Annotated in this window: 20 protein-coding genes; 9 read left to right on the top strand and 11 right to left on the bottom strand. The window is 71.5% G+C overall.

Going from position 1 to position 19,844, the window contains the following annotated elements; all coding sequences use genetic code 11:
- The first annotated feature begins 42 nt into the window (after positions 1 to 42).
- Together OG381_RS08265 and OG381_RS08260 are read left to right on the top strand one after the other, a co-directional pair.
- A complete protein-coding gene (locus tag OG381_RS08265) occupies positions 43 to 228 on the top strand; it encodes a hypothetical protein (RefSeq protein WP_327715464.1) in 186 nt (61 codons plus the stop codon).
- Between the two features lie 137 nt (positions 229 to 365).
- Positions 366 to 1,406 carry an NUDIX hydrolase gene (locus OG381_RS08260; RefSeq protein ID WP_327715463.1) on the top strand — a complete coding sequence of 347 codons (1,041 nt, stop codon included), beginning with the start codon at positions 366 to 368 and terminating at the stop codon, positions 1,404 to 1,406.
- Here OG381_RS08260 and OG381_RS08255 read toward each other — a convergent pair.
- Both OG381_RS08255 and OG381_RS08250 read right to left on the bottom strand, forming a co-directional pair.
- The gene (locus OG381_RS08255; protein WP_327715462.1) at positions 1,376 to 2,446 is read right to left on the bottom strand and encodes a protein kinase family protein; all 1,071 of its coding nucleotides are present in this window, start codon (positions 2,444 to 2,446) and stop codon (positions 1,376 to 1,378) included. The two genes, OG381_RS08260 and OG381_RS08255, sit on opposite strands and share 31 nt — an antisense overlap.
- 99 nt (positions 2,447 to 2,545) lie before the next feature.
- Positions 2,546 to 3,901, bottom strand: coding sequence for a dipeptidase (locus tag OG381_RS08250; protein ID WP_327715461.1), 1,356 nt, complete (start codon positions 3,899 to 3,901; stop codon positions 2,546 to 2,548).
- Positions 3,902 to 4,033: 132 nt separating this feature from the next.
- On the opposite strand from OG381_RS08250, the gene OG381_RS08245 reads away from it, so the two are divergent.
- Entirely contained in the window at positions 4,034 to 5,272 is a 1,239-nt protein-coding gene (locus OG381_RS08245) for a geranylgeranyl reductase family protein (protein ID WP_327715460.1), read from the top strand.
- Here OG381_RS08245 and OG381_RS08240 read toward each other — a convergent pair.
- A complete protein-coding gene (locus tag OG381_RS08240; protein ID WP_327715459.1) occupies positions 5,262 to 5,711 on the bottom strand; it encodes a nitroreductase/quinone reductase family protein in 450 nt (149 codons plus the stop codon). The two genes, OG381_RS08245 and OG381_RS08240, sit on opposite strands and share 11 nt — an antisense overlap.
- A 147-nt stretch (positions 5,712 to 5,858) precedes the next feature.
- Between OG381_RS08240 and OG381_RS08235 the strand changes: the two genes are divergently transcribed.
- Positions 5,859 to 6,596: a TetR/AcrR family transcriptional regulator gene (locus OG381_RS08235; RefSeq protein WP_327715458.1), complete on the top strand. Its 738-nt coding sequence runs from the start codon at positions 5,859 to 5,861 to the stop codon at positions 6,594 to 6,596.
- Here OG381_RS08235 and OG381_RS08230 read toward each other — a convergent pair.
- On the bottom strand, positions 6,545 to 7,336 hold the full coding sequence (locus OG381_RS08230; protein ID WP_327715457.1) for an AfsR/SARP family transcriptional regulator: 792 nt from the start codon (positions 7,334 to 7,336) through the stop codon (positions 6,545 to 6,547). The two genes, OG381_RS08235 and OG381_RS08230, sit on opposite strands and share 52 nt — an antisense overlap.
- A 176-nt stretch (positions 7,337 to 7,512) precedes the next feature.
- Between OG381_RS08230 and OG381_RS08225 the strand changes: the two genes are divergently transcribed.
- Genes OG381_RS08225 through OG381_RS08215 form a run of 3 tightly spaced genes read left to right on the top strand, consistent with a single transcriptional unit; the run spans position 7,513 to position 11,587 of the window.
- Positions 7,513 to 9,654, top strand: coding sequence for an MMPL family transporter (locus tag OG381_RS08225; protein ID WP_327715456.1), 2,142 nt, complete (start codon positions 7,513 to 7,515; stop codon positions 9,652 to 9,654).
- A 53-nt stretch (positions 9,655 to 9,707) separates the two neighbouring features.
- Positions 9,708 to 10,925 (top strand): sensor histidine kinase, encoded by a 1,218-nt coding sequence (locus OG381_RS08220; protein WP_327715455.1) that lies wholly within the window; start codon positions 9,708 to 9,710, stop codon positions 10,923 to 10,925.
- Positions 10,922 to 11,587 (top strand): response regulator transcription factor, encoded by a 666-nt coding sequence (locus OG381_RS08215; protein WP_327715454.1) that lies wholly within the window; start codon positions 10,922 to 10,924, stop codon positions 11,585 to 11,587. Before OG381_RS08220 ends, OG381_RS08215 begins: the two co-directional genes overlap by 4 nt.
- Here the strand turns inward: OG381_RS08215 and OG381_RS08210 are convergent.
- Both OG381_RS08210 and OG381_RS08205 read right to left on the bottom strand, forming a co-directional pair.
- Complete coding sequence (locus OG381_RS08210) at positions 11,548 to 11,841, bottom strand: DUF6332 family protein (RefSeq protein ID WP_327715453.1); 294 nt, start codon at positions 11,839 to 11,841, stop codon at positions 11,548 to 11,550. The two genes, OG381_RS08215 and OG381_RS08210, sit on opposite strands and share 40 nt — an antisense overlap.
- Before the next feature lie 75 nt (positions 11,842 to 11,916).
- Entirely contained in the window at positions 11,917 to 13,398 is a 1,482-nt protein-coding gene (locus OG381_RS08205; RefSeq protein ID WP_327715452.1) for an MFS transporter, read from the bottom strand.
- Positions 13,399 to 13,483: 85 nt separating this feature from the next.
- On the opposite strand from OG381_RS08205, the gene OG381_RS08200 reads away from it, so the two are divergent.
- Positions 13,484 to 13,882 carry a MarR family winged helix-turn-helix transcriptional regulator gene (locus OG381_RS08200; RefSeq protein ID WP_327715451.1) on the top strand — a complete coding sequence of 133 codons (399 nt, stop codon included), beginning with the start codon at positions 13,484 to 13,486 and terminating at the stop codon, positions 13,880 to 13,882.
- Between the two features lie 15 nt (positions 13,883 to 13,897).
- On the opposite strand, the gene OG381_RS08195 is transcribed toward OG381_RS08200, so the two are convergent.
- Positions 13,898 to 14,629: a maleylpyruvate isomerase family mycothiol-dependent enzyme gene (locus OG381_RS08195; RefSeq protein WP_327715450.1), complete on the bottom strand. Its 732-nt coding sequence runs from the start codon at positions 14,627 to 14,629 to the stop codon at positions 13,898 to 13,900.
- 118 nt (positions 14,630 to 14,747) lie between these two features.
- Positions 14,748 to 15,917: an MFS transporter gene (locus tag OG381_RS08190; RefSeq protein WP_327715449.1), complete on the bottom strand. Its 1,170-nt coding sequence runs from the start codon at positions 15,915 to 15,917 to the stop codon at positions 14,748 to 14,750.
- A gap of 135 nt (positions 15,918 to 16,052) precedes the next feature.
- On the opposite strand from OG381_RS08190, the gene OG381_RS08185 reads away from it, so the two are divergent.
- Positions 16,053 to 16,673 carry a DUF6629 family protein gene (locus tag OG381_RS08185; RefSeq protein ID WP_327715448.1) on the top strand — a complete coding sequence of 207 codons (621 nt, stop codon included), beginning with the start codon at positions 16,053 to 16,055 and terminating at the stop codon, positions 16,671 to 16,673.
- Positions 16,674 to 16,848: 175 nt separating this feature from the next.
- On the opposite strand, the gene OG381_RS08180 is transcribed toward OG381_RS08185, so the two are convergent.
- The 3 genes from OG381_RS08180 to OG381_RS08170 are packed head-to-tail and all read right to left on the bottom strand — an operon-like array spanning position 16,849 to position 19,723.
- Entirely contained in the window at positions 16,849 to 17,832 is a 984-nt protein-coding gene (locus OG381_RS08180) for a nitronate monooxygenase (RefSeq protein ID WP_327715447.1), read from the bottom strand.
- Complete coding sequence (locus OG381_RS08175; protein ID WP_327715446.1) at positions 17,808 to 18,710, bottom strand: sugar phosphate isomerase/epimerase family protein; 903 nt, start codon at positions 18,708 to 18,710, stop codon at positions 17,808 to 17,810. The genes OG381_RS08180 and OG381_RS08175 overlap by 25 nt, the downstream gene beginning before the upstream one ends.
- The gene (locus tag OG381_RS08170; protein WP_327715445.1) at positions 18,707 to 19,723 is read right to left on the bottom strand and encodes a Gfo/Idh/MocA family oxidoreductase; all 1,017 of its coding nucleotides are present in this window, start codon (positions 19,721 to 19,723) and stop codon (positions 18,707 to 18,709) included. The genes OG381_RS08175 and OG381_RS08170 overlap by 4 nt, the downstream gene beginning before the upstream one ends.
- Positions 19,724 to 19,844 lie beyond the last annotated feature (121 nt).

Raw genomic sequence — 19,844 nt, 5'->3', positions numbered from 1 at the left:
GTGTTCCCGTGACTCCGGGTCGCCCGCGCCGTTGATCAGGGCATGAAGAAGCGCACCATGCTCGCCATCGCCACCATGGCCACCGGTTTCGTCGTCGCCGCGGTCACCCCGTCGCACGCGCTCGGGGAGGACCTGCCCGACCTGGACAAGACCGTCAGCACGCTCGGCGACACGATCGCCAGCGACAGCCTCTCCGTCGACGACACCGCTCTCGGACAGAACGGCTGAGGCCGACCGAACAAGGCGCCGGTGCCCCTCACGTCAGGGGGTGCCGGCGCCGTCGTATGCGCCCCCTCAACTGGGGCTGGTTTCCGTGGCAGGGTGAAGCGGGCAAGCCTCAGGGGGCCAACAGAAGAGGGGGAACCGTGATCGTCTGGATCAACGGTGCGTTCGGTGCGGGGAAGACCACCACCGCACGAGAACTGATCGAACTGATCCCGAACAGCACGCTCTTCGACCCCGAGGTCATCGGCGGAGCGCTGACGCACCTGCTCCCGCCCAAGCACCTCGCCGAGGTCGGCGACTTCCAGGACCTGCCGATCTGGCGACGTCTCGTGATCGACACGGCCGCCGCCATGCTGGCCGAGCTCGGCGGGACCCTCGTGGTCCCCATGACCCTGCTGCGCCAGGAGTACCGCGATGAGATCTTCGGTGGCCTCGCCGCCCGCCGGATCGCGGTCCGGCACCTGCTTCTCGCTCCGGCCGAAACGATCCTGCGGGAGCGAATAGCCGGGCGGGAGATCCCGCCGGACCTGCCCGACGGCGCCATACGGACACGGCAGTGGTCGTACGACCACATCGAGCCGTACCGCACCGCCCTCGCCTCCTGGCTGACCGCCGACGCCCACCCCGTCGACAACGGCGCCCTCACCCCGTACGAGACGGCCGTCCGTATCGCGGAGGCGGTCGGATCCGGGTCCGTACCCGTCTGCGACATCGTGCAGACCCCCGAACCGACCGCCGAGACACTCGCCGCCGGAGTCCTCCTCTTCGACGAGCAGGACCGGGTGCTGCTCGTCGACCCCACCTACAAGGCCGGCTGGGAGTTCCCCGGCGGCGTCGTCGAACCCGGTGAGGCCCCCGCGCGGGCCGGTATCCGTGAGGTCGCCGAGGAGACCGGGATACGGCTGGAGGAGGTGCCGCGGCTCCTCGTCGTCGACTGGGAACAGCCCCGGCCGCCCGGCTACGGAGGACTGCGCCTCCTCTTCGACGGCGGCCGCCTCGACTCCGCTCAGGCGGGCCGGGTGCTGCTGCCCGGGCCCGAACTGCGGGACTGGCGCTTCGTCACCGAGCAGGAGGCCGCCGATCTGCTGCCGCCCGTCCGCTACGAGCGGTTGCGGTGGGCGCTGCGGGCCCGGGAACGCGGGGCGGCGCTCTATCTGGAGGCAGGCATTCCGACGGCCTGAGCGGCGGCGTTCAGCGCCTCGTCCGGATAGGCGGTCAGCCTGCTCTCCTCGGACAGCCGGCGGACGAAGTCGTCCATCACCGTCGTCGGTCGGGCGAAACGGGTGATGATGTCGGCCGCGGCCCGCGGGATCCCGCCCTCGGGCCGCACCCCGTCGGCCCACGCGCGGATGAAGGCGTCCCGCTCCCGCCCGCGATGTCCGTAGAGGGCGGTGACGAGCCAGATCACCAGGTGTCTGGTGGCGTAGTCGCGGTCGTAGTGCCGATGCCGTGCGAAGAAGGCGCGCTCCTGCCGGGTGAGGCGGAAACGGGTGGAGAGGGAGAGCCCGTAGTCGGTGAGACAGAACCGCCGGCCGTCGGTGAGGATGTTCTGGAAGTGGGCGTCGAAGTGCAGGAGTTCGCTGCTGCCGAGGAATCCGGTGAGCTCACCGAGCTGCCGTTCCACCCAGACGCACGCGGCGTCGGCGTCGCCCGTGCGCAACTGGGCGTCGAACCAGTCGTGGAGGGTGTGCGGGACGTACTCCAGGAACAGTGCCAGGCTCGCGGACGCCGTGCGCCTGCCCTCGATGCGCTCACGCACCCCGGGGCCGCCGCCCCAGTAGGCCACGGCCCGCTCCACGTCCGCCAGTTCGGTGGGGAGGGGCTGCGAGGTGTCGGGCAGAACCCGCCAGTGGTGCATCAGCGGGAAGCCTGAGAAGCGGTCGGCCAGCACCCAGTTGGTCGTCATCGTGTGGACGGCGAGTTCCCGCCACGCGCCCAGGCCCGGGCTGCCGGGATTCCCGATGCCGTAGTGGAGGTAGGGCGGCACGGCGAAGAGGTTCGCCGTGGACCGGACGTTCTCCGGCCGCAGTTCGAGGTCGGTCAGCGGCACCCGCTTCACGAAGACCTGTCTGCCGTCCACCTCGACCCGTGCCGTACGTCCGCCGATCCCGGCGCCGAGCGGCGACCCGGATTCCACCAGCTCCTCGAGCTCGGTGTCGCTGAGGAGTGCGAGGGACGTGGCGATGTCGGTGTGGGCGATGACGCGCTCGGTGCGGGACATGGAGTCATCCTCAGCCGGATGTCCCGGACGTGTCCGCCGATCTCCACTGGAAAGGCCCCCGTCCGCGGACGGGGGCCTTTCCAGCGACGGCGGAGCCGGTCAGCCTGCCGCGTAGTTGCGCAGGAACAGTGCCTCGGCGACCGAGAGGCGCTCCAGCTCCTGCGGGGAGACGCTCTCGTTCACCGCGTGGATCTGGGCCTCCGGCTCGCTGAGGCCGATGAGGAGGATCTCGGCGTGCGGGTAGAGGGCGGCGAGGGTGTTGCACAGGGGGATGGAGCCGCCCTGGCCCGCGTACTGCATCTCCTGGCCCGGGTAGGCGACCGACATGGCCTCGGCCATCGCCGCGTACGCCGGGCTGGTCGTGTCGGCGCTGAAGGCCTGGCCCTGGCCCGTCTGCTCGGTGCGGATCCGGGCGCCCCACGGGGTGTGCGCCTCCAGGTGGGCCTGGAGCAGCTTGGTCGCCTCGGCGGCGTCGACGCCCGGCGGCACCCGCAGGCTGACCAGGGCGCGGGCGCTCGCCTGCACGGACGGGGTGGCGCCGACGACCGGCGGGCAGTCGATGCCGAGGACCGTGACGGCGGGGCGCGCCCAGATGCGGTCGGCGACGGTGCCGGAGCCGATCAGCTCGACGCCGTCCAGGACCTTGGCGTCCTCGCGGAACTGCCGCTCGTCGTACTGCAGGCCGTCCCACCCGGTCTCGGGGGCCAGGCCGTCGACCGTCGTCGAACCGTCCTCGGCGCGCAGCGAGTCCAGTACGCGGATCAGCGCGGCCAGCGCGTCGGGCGCCGCGCCGCCGAACTGGCCCGAGTGCAGGTTGCCCTGGAGCGTGTCGACCTGCACACGGACCAGGGTCATGCCGCGCAGCGTGGAGGTGACCGTCGGCAGACCGACCCGGAAGTTGCCCGCGTCGCCGATGACGATGGTGTCGGCCTCCAGGAGGTCCGGGTGCTCCTCGGCGTACCGCTCCAGGCCGCCCGTGCCCATCTCCTCGGAGCCCTCGGCGATCACCTTGACGTGCACCGGCACCCCGCCGTTCGCCTTCAGCGCGCGCAGGGCGAGCAGGTGCATGATCACGCCGCCCTTGCAGTCGGCGGCACCGCGTCCGTACCAGCGGCCGTCGCGCTCGGTCAGCTCGAACGGCGGAGTGGTCCAGGCGGCCTCGTCCAGCGGCGGCTGCACGTCGTAGTGCGCGTAGAGCAGGACCGTCTTCGCGCCCGCGGGGCCGGGCAGGTAGCCGTAGACCGACTGGGTGCCGTCGGGGGTGTCGAGCAGGGCCACGTCCTGGAAGCCCTCGGCGCCGAGCGCGTCGGCGACCCAGCGGGCGGCACCCTCGCTCTCGCTCCTGGGAAACTGGTCGAAGTCCGCCACCGACTTGAATGCCACCAGTTCGGTGAGCTCCGCCCGCGCCCTGGGCATCAGCGAGGCGACGGTCTCGGCGACCGGATTCGACGACATGGGCACGCTCCTTGTAGGTGCGACGTTGTACATGTGGGTATGGAGATCCTCCCACAGTGGCCTGCGACGATGACGGTCGTAGGATGCGGGAGGCAGGTGCGGCAACGGGCTTGATCGGAGCAGTAGACCATCGTGACCAGCGAGAACTCTTCGGCGGACGACGCGCAGCAGGTGTGGGACGTCGTCGTGGTGGGTGCGGGGCCGGCAGGTGCCTCGGCCGCGTACGCGGCGGCGGTGGCCGGCCGGCGTGTGTTGTTGCTGGAGAAGGCGGAGCTGCCCCGCTACAAGACGTGCGGCGGCGGCATCATCGGTCCCTCGCGCGACTCCCTGCCGCCCGGCTTCGAGCTGCCGCTGCGGGACCGGGTGCACGCGGTGACCTTCTCGCACAACGGCCGCTTCACCCGGACGCGTCGCTCCAAGCAGATGCTGTTCGGGCTGATCAACCGGCCCGAGTTCGACCACCAGCTCGTCGAGCACGCCCAGAAGGCCGGCGCCGAGCTGCGCACGGGCGTCGCCGTCCAGCGGGTCGAGCAGCACGGGTCGGCGGTGCCGGACCGGCGTACCGTCGCCGTGGTCCTGCAGGGCGGCGAGACGGTGCTCGCGCGGGCGGTCGTGGGCGCGGACGGCAGCGCCAGCCGGATAGGAGCTCATGTCGGGGTCAAGCTCGACCAGGTGGATCTGGGCCTGGAGGCGGAGATCCCGGTGCCGGAGACCGTGGCCGAGGACTGGCAGGGGCGGGTGCTCATCGACTGGGGGCCGATGCCCGGCAGTTACGGCTGGGTCTTTCCCAAGGGCGACACCCTCACGGTCGGGGTGATCTCGGCGCGCGGTGAAGGGGCCGCGACCAAGCGGTACTTGGAGGAGTTCATCGGGCGGCTCGGCCTCGCCGGGTTCGAACCGAGCATCTCCTCCGGTCACTTGACGCGCTGCCGGGCCGACGACTCGCCGCTGTCCCGTGGCCGGGTGCTGGTGTGCGGGGACGCGGCGGGACTCCTGGAGCCGTGGACACGCGAGGGCATCTCGTTCGCGCTGCGTTCGGGGCGGCTCGCGGGGGAGTGGGCGGTGCGGATCGCCGAGGCGCATGACGCCGTGGACACCCGGCGCCAGGCCCTCAACTACGCGTTCGCCATCAAGGCGGGGCTGGGCGTGGAGATGAGCGTCGGCAAGCGGCTGCTGATGGCGTTCGAGCGCCGCCCCGGTGTCTTTCACGCGGCGCTGACCGGGTTCCGTCCGGCCTGGAGGGCGTTCATGGAGATCACCCGCGGGTCCACGACGCTGGGTGAGCTGGTCCGCGGCCGTCCCATGGCCCAGCGTCTTCTGGCCACGCTGGACCGTCGGCAGGTACCGGACGGCGACGAGGTCACTTCCTGACGGTGATCCGGAAGACGGGGTGGTCCTGGGCCGCCGCGACGATCTCCTCGTCGGAGGAGTTCGCGGTGACCCCCTGGAAGTACTGGTTGACCTCCCAGCCCCACTTCTCCAGGTAGGTCCGCAGGATCGGGAGCTTCTCCGTGTCGGGCAGCTCCACCGCGGTGAACTCGCGGACCTTGCGGCCGACCCGCAGCTCTCCGCCGCCGGCCACCCGCATGTTGCGCACCCACTGGGAGTGGCCGCGGGCCGAGACCAGGTACTGCTCGCCCTCGTAGGTGTGCGGGTTGACCGGGATGCGCTGCATCTTGCCGCTCTTTCGGCCGCGCACCGACATCTCCGCCATTCCCGCCAGGCTGAGGCCGTGCCGGGCCAGCCAGCCGAAGACGCTGTTGAAGCGGACGTTGAGCGGGCTGCCCTTGAGGTAGTACGGCTGCGACATGGTGACCCCCATCGGATGGAGAGCGGTGCTCTCGCTGTGCCTTCAGTCTGCGCCAGAACAGTGCTCCAAAGCAAGAGCAGTGCTCTCTTTTTTGTTCGGCGCTCTTGTTTGTGTGCACTGCTCTGTTTTCGTGGAACACTGGATTGCATGAGCACCGCACACGGCGCCCGAGCCCGGGCCAGGATCGAAGTCACCGCGGCCATCAAGGACGCGGCGCGCAGACAGCTCGCCGCCGACGGTGCCGCGAAGCTGTCGCTGCGGGCCGTCGCGCGCGAGCTCGGCATGGTGTCGTCCGCGCTCTACCGGTACTTCCCGAGCCGTGACGACCTGCTCACCGACCTCATCATCGACGCGTACAACTCCATCGGCGAGAGCGCGGAGGCGGCGCACGACAAGGCCGCGGCCGCGGGGCCGGCCGAGCGCTGGACCGCGGTGTGCGAGGCGGTGCGCGGCTGGGGACTGCGGAATCCGCACGAGTACGCGCTGATCTACGGCTCGCCGGTGCCCGGCTACACCGCGCCCGAGACCACCGTCCCGGCCGCCTCCCGCGTCGGCCTCGTCTTCATCGGCATCGTCCGCGACGCCCACCGGGGCGCCGCCCTGACCGAGCCCCGGCTCTCCGCCGGACTGCGCCCCGAAGCCGAGCGGATGGCCGCCGACCTCGCCCCGGACCTGCCGCCCGGGTCGGTGGCGGCGCTCGTCGCGGCCTGGGCTCAGCTGTTCGGGCTGGTGGGGTTCGAGCTGTTCGGGCAGTTCAACCGGGTCGTCGAGGACCGTGACACGTTCTTCCGGCAGGCCGTGACCCAACTCGCCGACGGGGTGGGGCTGGCGGCTCAGCCGACCGGCACGACCGGCGAGGGCGACGGCAGCAGTTCCGGGTCCTGACGCAGTACCCGCGCGTGCAGGGACCGCAGCGCCGGTCCCGGGTCCGCGCCCATCGCCTCCGCGAGCCGCTGCCGGGCTCCCTCGTAGGCGCTGAGCGCGTCGGAGGGGCGGCCGAGGCGGCACAGGGCGAGCATCAGCAGCTCGACCAGCCGCTCGCGCAGAGGGTGCGTCGCCACGAGGCGGACCAGCTCGTGGACGTACTCGAAGGAACGGCCGAGCGCGATCTCGCCCTCCAGCCGTGCCTCCAGGACGGTGAGCCGCTTCTCGGCCCAGCGCAGCCGCTCCGCCGCCAGCCAGGGTGCCCGCAGACCCTCCGCGAAGTCACCGCGCCACAACTCCTCGGCCCGACGCGCCAGTTCGACCGCCCGCCGCACCTCACCGGTGTCCCGCGCGGTGAGCGCCTCGTCCACCAGGAGCCGCCGGTCGGCGAGGTCGCCGATGACGACGCCGGTCAGCCGGTACCCCGTGCCGGTCCACTCCAGCAGCACACCGTCCCCGAGCGCGCGGCGCAGCCCGGAGACGTACTTCTGCACGAGGTTGCGCACATGCACCGGCGGCGCCCCGCCCCACACCGCCTCGACCAGCCCGTCGTACGACAGCGTCCGCCCCTCCTGGAGCAACAGCACGGCGAGAACCGCGCGCTGCTTCGGCGGGCCCAGCGGGATCTCGACGCCGTCGCGCAACGCCCTCAGCGGACCCAGCAGTTCGCAGCGCACGGCCCCGGCAGTCCCCTCACCCATGCGTCGAGCCTAACGCCGCCCGAGCCGCATGCCGGGATGACGAGCCCCCACTCGCGACGAAGGTCCGCGGTGACGCCGTCACGCGTCTTCCAGTGGATCTTCCAGCGGGCCTTCCAGCGAGCGGGCGGACTGTGGGCGCGTCACGCGATCCCGAACTCCCCTGGAAGGGCTGCCCCATGCTGACCCGGCTCGGCCGTCTGGCGGTGCGGCGCAGTCGCGCCGTGCTGACCGGCGCACTTCTCGTCCTGCTCGGTCTCGGCGCCTACGGTGCCGGCGCCCAGCAGGACCTCGATCTGTCGCGCTGGAGCGCGCCCGGCACCGAGTCGGTGCGTGCCGGGGACCTGTTGCGTGAGGACTTCCGCACCGGGAACCCCGATCTCGCCCTCCTGGTCACGGCGCGCGACGGTGACGTGGACAGTGCGCGCACCGAGCGGGCCGCGCGTGAACTCGTCGCGGAGGTGGCGGAGTTGCCGTCGGCCATGGACGTCACCTCCTACTGGGACGCCGACAGCTCCGCCCTGCGCGGCGCGGACGGGCGGCGCGCCCTGGTCCTCGTTCACCTGGCGGGCAACGCCACCGAGATCCGCGAGGAACTCGCCACCCTCTCGCCGCGGTTGACCCGCACCACCGCCGAGCTCGACGTCCGCGTCGGTGGACAGGAGGAGATCTCCCGGCAGGTCGGCGAGGAGGCCCGCGCCGACTTCCTGCGGGCGGAGGCCTTCGCCCTGCCGGTCGTGGTGCTGCTGCTGATCCTGGTCTACCGGCGCACCGTGGCCGCCCTGCTGACCGTGGGCGTCGGTCTGCTGTCCGTCCTCGGCGCGCTCGCGGGTCTGCGTCTGCTGGCGCAGTTCACCGAGGTGTCGACGTTCGCCGCGAACCTGGCCCTCGTGCTCGGCCTCGGACTGGGCGTCGACTACGGCCTGTTCGTCATCCACCGCTACCGCGAGGAGCGCGGCGCCGGCCGCGAGCGGGAGGCGGCCGTTCTCGCGGCGACCGTCGCCGCCGGCCGCACGGTCGTCTTCAGCGGGATCACGGTGGCCGTGTCGCTGTGCGCGCTGCTGGTGTTCCCGTTCTTCTTCCTGAGCTCGTTCGCCTACGCCGGTGTCCTCGTCGTGCTCTGCGCGGTCGCCGGGGCCGTGCTGGTCCTGCCGGCCGCGCTCGCCCTGTGGGGTCACCGCGTGGAGCGGCCCGCCGCACCGGCCTCCGGTTTCTGGCACCGCACCGCGCTGGCGGCCATGCGCCGGCCGCTCCTCGCCGGTGCCGGAGTCCTCACGGTCCTGCTCGTCGCCGCCGCGCCCCTGCTCGGCCTGCGTTTCGGCCTCCCCGACGAGCGCACCCTCCCCGCGGGCACGTCCTCGCGCACCACGTCCGAGATCGTCCACCGCGAGTTCGCCGCCGAACCGACCGACACCGTCCAGGTCGTCCTGACCGAGCCCGCCGACACGCGCGCGTACGCCGCCCGGCTCTCCCGTGTCCCTGGCGTGCACCAGGTCGACGCCCCCGACGGCGCCTACCGGGACGGCCGGCGCACCGGAGCCCCCGGCCAGGACCGGCTGACGGCACCCGACGGACGCGCGCGCCTGGCCGTCGTACCCACACAGGAGGCGATGTACGGGAACGTCCCCGCCCTCGTCGAACGCATCCGGGACACCGCCGCCCCGGCCCCCGCCCTCGTCGGCGGCTACCCCGGCGAGACCACCGACTTCCGCGCCACCCTCCTCGACCGGCTGCCGTTCGCCGTGGGTCTGGTCCTGGTGGCGACGTACGTGATCCTCTTCCTGATGACCGGCAGCGTGCTGCTGCCGCTGAAGGCGACCGTGCTCAACCTGCTCAGCCTGTCGGTGATGTTCGGCTGCCTGGTCTGGGTCTTCCAGGACGGACACCTGTCCGGGCTGCTCGGCTTCACCCCGACCGGCTCGATCGAGCCGAGCATCCCGGTGCTGATGTTCTGCGTGGCGTACGGGCTCTCCATGGACTACGAGGTGTTCCTGCTGGCCCGCGTCAAGGAGGAGCACGAGCGGACCGGCGACACCGAGCGCGCGGTCGGTGAGGGCATCCGGCGCAGCGCGCCGCTGATCACCGCCGCGGCCGGGATCCTCGCCCTGTCCTTCCTGTCGTACGGCACCGGCGGCGTCGTCTTCCTCAAGGAACTCGGCGTCGGGACGGCCCTGACGATCCTTGTCGACGCCACCCTCATCCGGGTCGTCCTGCTGCCGGTGACGATGCGGCTCGCGGGGCGGGCGAACTGGTGGGCGCCGAAGCGGCTGCGGCGGCTGCGGGTCAGGGAGGGCGACGTACTTCGCGGGGAGTACGGGTGATGACCTCGCCCGGCTGACGTCCCGGGCGGAGGGCGGCGTCTAGCGTGGCGGACATGGACGAGCAGCGGGTATCCGGAGGTCTGTGGTGGCGGCACGGGCCGCCGTGGTGGCGCCGCCGGGACGAGGCGGAGTTCGCTTCCCGGCTGCCCTGGCTGTCCACCGCGCTGATCACGGTCTTCGTGCTCGGCGGATCGCGCTTCGCCGCCGGGCAGCAGTTGGAGCGCGCCCCGCTCGACGTCTTCGCGCGCGTGCTGCTCGTCGTGGCGGCCGGACTGCTGCTGTGGCGCCGGCGGTACCCGGTGGTCGTGGTGTTCGGCACGGCGGCCGCCACGATGCTCTACCTGGGCGCCGGATACCCCTACGGACCGGTCTTCGTGACCTTCGCGCTGGGCTGCTTCAGCGCCATCGTCGCGGGTCACCGCAAGGCCGCCTGGACGGCACTCGGCCTGCTCTGGACCGGGCATGTCCTGGTGGCCCACTGGCTCTACCAGTGGCTGCCGCCGTCCGGGGACGACGCGGCCTCCTGGGGCTCGGAGGGGGTGGTCGCCGCCTGGGGCGTCGCCATCGTGGCGCTGGCGGAGGTGGCCAGGACCCGTCGCGAGCAGTGGGTGCGGGAGCGGGTCGAGCGGGCGCAGGCGGCACGCCGGCGCGCCGACGAGGAGCGGCTGCGGATGGCCCGCGAACTGCACGACGTCCTCGCGCACAGCATCTCGGTGATCAATGTGCAGGCCGGCGTCGGCCTCGCCCTCCTCGACAGCGACCCCGAACAGGCACGCACGGCGCTCACCACCATCAAGGCCGCCAGCAAGGAGGCGCTCGGCGAGGTCCGCCAGGTCCTCGACACCCTGCGCACCCCCGGGGACGCGCCCCGCGCGCCGGCCCCCGGGCTCGACCGGCTGCCGGAGCTGGTGGAGCAGGCGGCGAGCGCGGGACTGACCGTGCGGATCGAGGGGGAGGCCCCCGAACTCGCGCCGGGCACGGATCTCGCCGCGTTCCGTATCGTCCAGGAGGCGCTCACCAATGTCGTACGGCATTCGGGATCGCGGCACGCGCGCGTGCACCTCGCTCACGACGACGGGACGACGCTACGGCTCCGTATCGACGACGACGGGCCCGCGACCGGCGCCGACGCGGGCGGCAGCGGCAACGGGCTGGCCGGAATGCGGGAGCGGGCCGCGGCCCTGGGTGGCACGATCGAGGCCGGGCCACGTCCCGACGGAGGCTTCCGGGTGCTCGCCGTACTGCCCCTCACAGTGAAGGAGAACCGGTGATCCGCGTACTGCTCGCCGACGACCAGTCGCTTGTCCGGGCCGGATTCCGGGCACTGCTCGACGCGCAGCCGGACATCGAGGTGGCGGGCGAGGCAGCCGACGGCGAGGAGGCGGTGCGTCTGGTGCGCGAACTGCGCCCGGACGTCGTCCTGATGGACATCCGGATGCCGGTGCTCGACGGTCTCGCCGCGACCCGCCGGATCACCGACGACGAGCGGCTGCCGGACGTCAGGGTGGTCATGCTCACCACCTTCGAACTCGACGAGTACGTCTTCGAGGCGATCCGCTCGGGCGCCTCCGGGTTCCTGGTCAAGGACACCGAGCCGGAGGAACTCCTGCGCGCGGTCAGGGCGGTGGTGGAGGGAGACGCGCTGCTCTCGCCGGGGGTGACGCGGCGGCTCATCGCCGAGTTCGCGGCCCGTTCCAAGGAGCCCGCGACGGCCGACGCGCTGGCCCGGCTCACCGAGCGGGAGCGGGAGGTGATGGCTCTGGTCGGTATCGGCCTGTCCAACGAGGAGATCGCCCGGCGCCTGGTGGTCAGCCCGCTCACCGCGAAGACCCACGTCAGCCGCACGATGGTGAAGCTGGGAGCCCGTGACCGGGCCCAACTCGTGGTGCTGGCCTACGAGTCGGGACTGGTGCGGCCGGGCTGGCTGGGCTGAGCGGCGTCGTCCTCGCGCCCGAAGCGCAGCAGCACACTGAGGACCCGGGCCACGAACAGCACCGGCGCCAGCGCGAGGGCCACGTGCATGAGGAGCTTCTCCACCGTCCGAGGCAGCTCGAAGAGCAGCGCCGGACCCGCGAGCGCCCCGAAGACGACAGCCGCCGCGAACGCCGCCGTGAACAGCGCGTATCCGATCTCGACGGTGATCGCGTCCCGCGCCGCCTGATCCCGTCGTCTCCCGTATGCGGTCATACGACGAGTATCACCGTCGTGCGCCCGACGGAGCAAACACTCCGCCGGGCGCACGACAGGGGAGGCGTCCCCCTCTCAGTCGCGCACGGACACGCGCTCCGCCTCCTCCTGGGATGTGGACCTGACGACCACGACGGTCTTCCGGCGGGGCCGGACCCGCAGTCCGGTCAGCGAGATCAGCAGGCCCGCGACCGCGACGCCGGTGACCACCGTCAGGCCGGGGAGGTAGCTGTCGAGGACGGCCTGGGGGGAGGCGTTCTCCGCGGGGGCGTTCGCCGTCAGCACCGCTGTGACGACGGCCAGGAAGAGCGCGCCGCCCACCTGGACCGAGGTGTTGAGCAGACCCGAGACCATGCCCTGCTCGTGTTCGTCGACGCCGTTGGTGGCCTGGACGTTGAGCGAGGGGAAGGTCAGCGCGAAGGCGGCGCCGACGAGCAGCATGGTCGGCAGGATCACCGACGCGTAGACCGGGTCGAGGTCGATGCGCAGGAACAGCAGATAGCCGACGACCATCAGCGCGAAGCCGGCCACGATGAGCCGCGGGGTGCCGAACCGGTCGATGACCGTGCCCACCTTGGTCGCGGACAGCGCCACCAGTGTGCCCGCCGGCAGGAAGGCCAGCGCGGTGTGCAGCGCCGACCAGCCGAGCACCTGCTGCATGTAGAGCGTGACCAGGAACTGGAAGCCGATGTAGCTGCCGAGGAACGTCAACGCGCCGAGCTGGGCGCGGACCTGCGGGCCGGAGCGCAGGACGCCGAGCCGGATCAGCGGGCTGGGGCTGCGCCGCTCGACGGCCACGAAGGCGGTCAGCAGCACGGAGACGACCAGGAAGGACAGGATCGTGCGGGCGGAACCCCAGCCGGCCTCCGCCGCCTGGACGACGGTGTACACCAGCAGCAGCATCGAGGTGGTGCCGAGGACGGCTCCCGGGATGTCGTAGCCGCCGGTGCTCTGTTCACGTTCGCTGCGCGGCAGCAGCTTCAGGCCCGCGATCAGGGCGATCAGCGCGACGGGGGCGGGCAGCAGCATCGTGTAGCGCCAACTGGCCTCCGTGAGCAGGCCGGAGAAGACCAGGCCCATCGAGTAGCCGGTGGCGCCGCAGGTGGTGTAGATCGACAACGCGCGGTTGCGGAGGGGGCCTTCGGCGAAGGTCGTGGTGATGATGGACAGGCCGGCGGGCGCGGTGAACGCGGCACTCAGGCCCTTGATGAACCGGCTGGCGATCAGCAGCGGCCCGGAGTCGACGAGCCCGCCGAGCAGTGAGGCGACCGCGAAGACGCCGAGGGCGACGAGGAACACCTGGCGCCGGCCCAGCAGGTCGGCGGCGCGACCGCCGAGCAGCAGCAGGCCGCCGTACCCGAGGATGTATCCGCTGACGATCCATTGCAGGGTCGAGGTCGACAGACCGAGGTCGGCGCCGATGGACGGCAGGGCGACGCCCACCATCGACACATCGAGTGCGTCCAGGAACATCGCGGCGCAGAGCACCAGCAGCGTGCCCCACAGTCGGGGAGTCCAACGTCCCTCGGACGCCGGAGTGTTGAGCGGAGAGGTCATGCCGGAGACACTACATGCGCATACATTGAATGCAAGAGCATTTAATTACGGTGCAATAATTGCCCCTCTCTGCTACGGTGCGCCCATGGCGGCGAAGAAGGCCGAGCAGACGCTCGTGGACCAGTGGCGGGACATCCTGGCGCTGCATGCGCGCACCCAGTGCGAACTGGACCGTGCGCTCCACCGACACGGCCTGTGCGCCAGCGACTTCGAGGTGCTCGACGTCCTCGCCGACGCGCGGCGCGCCACAGGCCGCGACTGCTCCTATCGCGTCCAGGAGATCTCCGAGCGGGTCCATCTGAGCCAGAGCGCGCTGTCGCGGCTGATCGCCCGGCTGGAGAAGGACGGACTCGTCGAGCGCGGCATGTGCTCGGAGGACCGGCGGGGCGTCCGGGTGGTGCTCACGTCGAAGGGGCGCACGCTGCACGGAGAGGTGCTCCCGGTGCAGCGTGCGGTGCTGACGAAGATGCTGGACTCGGACTGATCGGGCGGCCGGGGCTCAGATCCCGGACGTCGTGCGCCACAGCTCGGCGAGCGAGCCGTCACCGCTCACGCCGGGGAACGGCACGCGATTCCACAGCGACAGGTACAACTGGGCTGCGGAACCGGTGATTTCACACTCCGCGTCCCCCTCCGCGCTCCGCACGGCCGCGGGCGGCTCCTGGGACAGCCGTACGGTCCACACGGCATCCTCGGTGTCCGTCGCCCGCACCCGCAGCACCCGGGGACGCTCGCTGCGCACCCTGCTCCTGGTGCGGGCGTGGAATCCGGTCAGCAGTTCGTCGATGCCGTCGGCGGCGAACTCGGGCGCGATGCCGCTCGGCGTGCCGCCCCGCGCGGACTCCGCGTCGAAGCGGTGCACCGCGGTCTCGTGCGCCTGCCTGCGCGCCCAGAACGCGAGCGGCGAGGGCGCCGGCAGGAACTGCCAGCACTGCGTGTCCGGATCAGCGGAGGTAAGGGTGTCCACGAGGCGCCGGTGCCCCTCACGGAACCACGCCAGGAGCTCGGCACCGTCGAGGTCCGGCGAGCCTCCGAAGGGGCGGGGGGAGGTGTGCGCCTCGGCAACGTGCGCCCCCGCCCAGCGGTGCACCGCCCCTGTGTGCCGCACCAGATCCCGCACCTGCCACTCCGGGCAGGTCGGCACCTTGGCGTCGGTACCGGCCTGTTCGGCGGCCGCGGCGAGCGATCGGCCCTCCTGGTCGAGGATGCGGACGAACTCGGCAGTTTCCATGAGGGTGAGTGTGCCGCATGGAGCGCGGTCGAAGAGGTGCCCGGACGATCACTGAGCAGGTTGTCCGAGTCTCAGGGGAGTTGAGGCGAGAACCGGTCGGCGTCCGTCACGGGCCTCCTCAACTGTGACGTCGTGTGAGGAACCCGATGACGGCTGCCGTGGCGGCGAGGGCGGCCACGCTGGTGAGGGCGATGGGGAGGGAGAACCAGTCCGCCATGAAGCCGATCGCGGGCGGGCCCAGGAGCATGCCGCCGTAGCCGAGAGTGGAGGCGGTGGCGACGCCGCTGGGGCCGGCGAGCGTTCCGGCGCGTTCGATGGCGACGGGGAAGAGGTTGGCGAGGCCGAGTCCCGCGATGCCGAAACCGAGGAGCGCCGCCCACAGTTCGGGGGCGAGCGCGCCGAGCAGCATGCCGGCCGCCGCGGTGGATCCGCCGGCGATCACGGTACGGGTGCGGCCGAGGCGCTCCAGCAGTGTCGTGCCGGTGAGCCGGCCGATGGTCATGGTGAGGGCGAAGCAGGAGAAGCCGACGGCGGCGACACCGGGGGAGGTGTGGAGGTCCTCCCGGAGATGCAGCGCACTCCACTCGGCCATGGCTCCCTCGCCGTACGCCGTGCAGAGGGCGATCGTCCCGAAGACGATCACCAGCCCCCGGGTCCGCCGGTCCAGCCGGCGCGGGGCGGTGCCCGCTCGCGGTTCTGTCCGCTCGGGCGGCGCGGGCGGTTCGATCCGCAGCAGCGCGCGTCCGGCCACGGCCGTCACGAGGAGACCGATGACGGTGAGGCCGAGCAGATGACGGGTGGGGGACAGGTGTGCGGCGACCACCCCGCCGAGGCCGGCGCCGACCATGCCGCCGAGGCTGAAGGCCGCGTGGAAGCTGGGCATGATGGGGCGCTTCAGGGTGGTGACCAGGTCGACGGCGGCGCTGTTGAAGGCGACGTTGATCCCTCCGTACGCACTGCCGAAGATCAGCAGTACGGCGCCGAGGGCCAGGGGGGAGTGGGTGAGTGGGGGCAGGGCCACGCTGAGGGAGAGGAGTACGGCGCACGCGACGGTGACCTGGTGGTTGCCGTAGCGGCGGCACAGGCGGCCGGTGAGTGTCATCGTGATGACGGCTCCGGCGGAGACGCCGAGGAGCGCGAGGCCGAGGGCGCCGGCGGTGGCGTGGGTCTGCTCCTTGATGGCGGGGATGCGGACCACCCAGCCCGCGAAGATGAAGCCGTCGAGGGCGAAGAAGGCGGTCAGGACGATGCGGAGGCGGCTGAGGGCGTTCCCCTTGTCACCCGGCACGTCGTTGTGCGTTCGGGTTTTGTTTATTAGCGGCACAAAGTCAGGCTAGGTGGGGCGGCGCATCGGGGCAAGGGCAGGGGGTTCGGCTTGGGCGTCCGGTGTGCGACGGGGTCGGATCGTTGCCATGGTGGTGCCATGTGCTGGAGTGCCACGGCCGATCTCGTTGCCGGTGCCGGGATCGTCGGTGTCGGTGCGGCCTGTGTGGCGCGGGTGCGCAGAGGGGGTGATCTCCCGATGGCGGCGGTGCCGTTGCTGCTCGGCGCGCATCAGCTGGTCGAGGCCCGCGTCTGGCAGGTCGAGGGCGGGACCGGCCCCGCGACCGTCGTATGGGCGGTGATCGCTCTTCCCCTCCTGGCGGCGTGGGTGCCGCTGGCCGTGCTGTGCGCGGCGCCGCGGCAGGCGTGGGGCCGGCTGGCGATTCCTGTGGTGTGCGGTGTCGTGACCGCAGGTGTGATGGCGTACGCCATCATCACGCGGCCGGTGCGTGCGGAGATCCGCGGTCATACCGTCGGCTACGTCGTCGGCCTGTCCCACGCCGAAGTGCTCATCGCGGGTTACCTGCTCGCCACGGTCGGCGCCCTGCTGCTCTCCGGCGACCGTTGGCTGGTCGGATTCGGGGTCCTGGCCGCGGTGGGAGTGCTGGTGTGCTGGGCGATGTGGCGGCTGGAGTTCGCCTCGACCTGGTGTGCGTTCGCGGCGGTGTGCTCGTTGGTGGTCTTCGGGTGGGTCCGCGGGCGGTCGGCGTATTCCCCCTGAGCGTGGTGGTGTTGCTCCTGGGATCGGTGATCCTGCCAGCGGGAGAGGGCTGGTCGGTCCTGGCGGCCGTGGCGCAGGGTGGGTTCATGAACACCGGTGAGCCGTCACAGCTCCGCAGCCGTGTGACACCACTGCGCTGCCTCAAGGGAGACATGTACGTACCGAGCAGGACCGGTCAGCGGCCCGCCGCCCTCGCCAGAGCCGCTTCCGCCTCGGCGGCCAGGGTGGATACGAGGGCGGTCGCGGGAGGCAGATCGGTGACGAGGTCGACCGCCTCGCCCGCCCAGACAGGTGACGGGGGTACGGCGCCGCGTTCCACGTCGGCGTCGTAGGCCCGGCGGGCAGCCGCGGGATCCGCGGCGAGTTCGGCCTCGCGGCCCCGCCACCGGTCGAGATAGGGGTGTCCGAGGGTGCGAGCCGTGTACTTCGAGGGCCAACGGGAGCTTCGGGCGATGTCGAGGATGCGGTTGCGTTCGGTGTCCTGCCCCCGTCCCCGGACCAGGGCCTCGGCGACCGGGGGATCGACGAGCGCCTCGGCCGTGGCCTGGAAGCGGGTTCCGATCAGCGCCCCGGCGGCCCCCAGTGCCAGAGCGGCGGCCACCCCCCGGCCGTCGGCGATGCCACCGGCCGCCAGCACCGGCACCGGTGCCACCAGATCCACCACGACCGGTACGAACGGCAGCGTGGACCGCCCGTGCAGGGCGCCGTGGCCACCGCTCTCGGTGCCCTGCGCCACGATGACATCGGCGCCCAGGTCCACCGCCTGCCTGGCCTCCTCCAGATCGGTGACCTGGAGGAGCACCGCCACGCCGGCCTCATGGACCCGGTCGACGAACGGGCCCGGATCGCCGAAGGAGAACATCACCGCGGCGGGGTGATGTTCCAGCACCTCATCGACCGCGCGCAGTTCGGTCGCCCAGGTCTGGAACCCGACGCCCCACGGTTCCTCGACATCCGCCAGGACCGGCAACTCCCGGGCCAGCAGATCCGGATGCCCGCCTCCCGCCCCCAGCAACCCCAGCCCGCCACCGCGCGAGACGGCCGCGGTGAGCGCACCGCCCGCCGAACCGCCCATGGGGGCAAGGGCGATGGGATGCCGCACACCGAACAACGTCGTGAAAGCCGTCGACAACGTCATGCGCGGCATCGTCTCATCCACGCGCCGCCTCCCTGGGAGGCGAGCTCCTTCGTGATGCGGTCGAGCATGAACGTCGAGGACTCGTGGGCGCGTTCCTCCCAGGCGAAGACGCAGGCGGTCGCGACGCCGTCGAAGTCCAGGTCGCGCAGGGTGCCGAAGAAGGCGTCCCAGTCGACCTCGCCCTGACCGATGTCGAGGTGCTGGTGGATACGGGCGGTGGTGCCGGGCGGGTTGAGGATGTAGCGGAGTCCGCTGGAACCCTTGTGGTTGAAGGAGTCGGCGATGTGCACGTGCTGGAGCTTGTCGCCGGCGTGGCGCATCATCGCCGCGATGTCGGCGGTCGGATCGGCCCCGGACAGATGGAAGGAGTGCGGCGCGCAGTACAGGTAGTTCACCCAGGGCTTGTTGAGGGCGCGGACCAGGTCGACCGCGGGGGTGTTCTCCTCGCAGAAGTCGTCCGGGTGGGCCTCCAGGTTCAGAGCGATGCCTTCCCGCTCGAACACCGGCAGCAGCTCCTCCATCGAGCGCCAGAACGCCGCCTCGCTTTCGGCGGCGCGCTCGGGTCGGCCGCTGAACTCCGAGTTCATCAGGGGGCATTCGAGGTCGGCGGTGATCTCGATCATCCGCTTCCAGTAGCGGACGGCCGTCCGGCGCTCGCTCTCGTCCGGTGACGACCACTTGTACAGCGGCAGGACCGAGGACAGCTGAACGCCGTGCGTCCGCAGGGAGTTCCTGAGCCCGGCGATCCGCTCGTCGTCGGCCCGCGGGTGCAGGAAGAACGGCATGAAGTCGTCGCGGGGCGACAACTCGATGTAGTCATAGCCGAGTTCGGCGACTGTGCGCACCATGTCGTCGATCGGCAGGGCGCGGAACATGTACGGGTCGAGGGCGATCTTCACGCGGCACCTCCGTAGAAGGCGGGGCGGGGCTTGAGGTCGGTGGCGACGACATGGCCCGACTCCAGGGCCTCGACGGTCGCGCTGGTGATGACGGTGGCCGCGTAGCCGTCCCACGCCGAGGGGCCGGCGGGCTCCAGACCGGCGGCGATGCCCGCGATCCACTCGCGGAACTCGGTGTCGAAGGCTTCCGCGAACCGGCCGACCCAGTCCGTGAGTACCTCCGTGCTGTGCCGGCCCGCACTGCGCAGACCGACCGCCGCCGGGTCCGGCAGCCGGACCAGCCCTTCCTCGCCCACGGTCTCGCACTGGATGTCGTATCCGTACCGGCAGTTGACGAAGACCTCCAGATCGATGCGTACGCCCTTGGCGGTCTCGAAGAGCATGATCTGCGGGTCCTTGAGATGCGCGAACCGCTTGCTAGTGGCGCGCGGTGTGATCACCTGGGTGGAGACGATCTCGTCGTCGAGCAGCCAGCGCAGTACGTCCACCTCGTGCACCGCCGTGTCCAGGGCGGCCATCGAGGAGGTGTACGCCTCCGGCACGCTCGGATTGCGGTGGGCGCAGTGCACGATCAGCGGCTCACCGATGCGGCCCGAGTCGATGACCTGCTTCATCTGCCGGTAGCCGACGTCGTAGCGGCGCATGAAGCCGACCTGGACCAGCCGGCGGCCGTGTGCCTGTTCCGCCTCGATGATCCGCAGGCAGTCCTCGGCACTGGTGGCGAGGGGCTTCTCGCAGAACACCGGCTTGCCCGCGGCTATCGCGTGGAGCACGTGCTCGGCGTGGGTGGGCCCCCACGAGGTCACGAGGACGGCGTCGACCTCGGCGGAAGCGATCAGGGCCGCGCTGTCGGACAGCACCTGGGCGCCGACCGGTGCCGCCGCCTCCGCGGCGCGGGCGGCGTCGATGTCGGTCACCGCGGTGACGCGGGCGCCCGTGACGGTCTCGGTGAGACGCCGGATGTGCTCCTTGCCGATCCAGCCGGCGCCGACGACACCCACACGTACAGTCATGATCGTTTCCTAACTCGCCTTGAAGCATGAGCGTCCCTTTCGCGCTCTACTAGCGCGCTCTAGTGCGAGTACGATGACTCCTGTCCAAATGTCATGTCAATAGCTGGCGGCCGGGCGATTT

This window comes from Streptomyces sp. NBC_00490 (assembly GCF_036013645.1).
Classification (GTDB): Bacteria; Actinomycetota; Actinomycetes; order Streptomycetales; family Streptomycetaceae; genus Streptomyces; species Streptomyces canus_F.
Note: the sequence above shows the minus strand (reverse complement) of the source record. Positions and strands in the feature narration are given on the sequence as shown.

Bases quoted from the DNA above. Each gene is read 5' to 3' on its own strand.
- OG381_RS08265 (WP_327715464.1), top strand. From the start codon at position 43: ATGAAGAAGCGCACCATGCTCGCCATCGCCACCATGGCCACCGGTTTC.
- OG381_RS08255 (WP_327715462.1), bottom strand. From the start codon at position 2,446: ATGTCCCGCACCGAGCGCGTCATCGCCCACACCGACATCGCCACGTCC.
- OG381_RS08250 (WP_327715461.1), bottom strand. From the start codon at position 3,901: ATGTCGTCGAATCCGGTCGCCGAGACCGTCGCCTCGCTGATGCCCAGG.
- OG381_RS08240 (WP_327715459.1), bottom strand. From the start codon at position 5,711: ATGTCGCAGCCGTACTACCTCAAGGGCAGCCCGCTCAACGTCCGCTTC.
- OG381_RS08235 (WP_327715458.1), top strand. From the start codon at position 5,859: ATGAGCACCGCACACGGCGCCCGAGCCCGGGCCAGGATCGAAGTCACC.
- OG381_RS08230 (WP_327715457.1), bottom strand. From the start codon at position 7,336: ATGGGTGAGGGGACTGCCGGGGCCGTGCGCTGCGAACTGCTGGGTCCG.
- OG381_RS08225 (WP_327715456.1), top strand. From the start codon at position 7,513: ATGCTGACCCGGCTCGGCCGTCTGGCGGTGCGGCGCAGTCGCGCCGTG.
- OG381_RS08220 (WP_327715455.1), top strand. From the start codon at position 9,708: ATGGACGAGCAGCGGGTATCCGGAGGTCTGTGGTGGCGGCACGGGCCG.
- OG381_RS08210 (WP_327715453.1), bottom strand. From the start codon at position 11,841: ATGACCGCATACGGGAGACGACGGGATCAGGCGGCGCGGGACGCGATC.
- OG381_RS08205 (WP_327715452.1), bottom strand. From the start codon at position 13,398: ATGACCTCTCCGCTCAACACTCCGGCGTCCGAGGGACGTTGGACTCCC.
- OG381_RS08200 (WP_327715451.1), top strand. From the start codon at position 13,484: ATGGCGGCGAAGAAGGCCGAGCAGACGCTCGTGGACCAGTGGCGGGAC.
- OG381_RS08195 (WP_327715450.1), bottom strand. From the start codon at position 14,629: ATGGAAACTGCCGAGTTCGTCCGCATCCTCGACCAGGAGGGCCGATCG.
- OG381_RS08185 (WP_327715448.1), top strand. From the start codon at position 16,053: ATGTGCTGGAGTGCCACGGCCGATCTCGTTGCCGGTGCCGGGATCGTC.
- OG381_RS08170 (WP_327715445.1), bottom strand. From the start codon at position 19,723: ATGACTGTACGTGTGGGTGTCGTCGGCGCCGGCTGGATCGGCAAGGAG.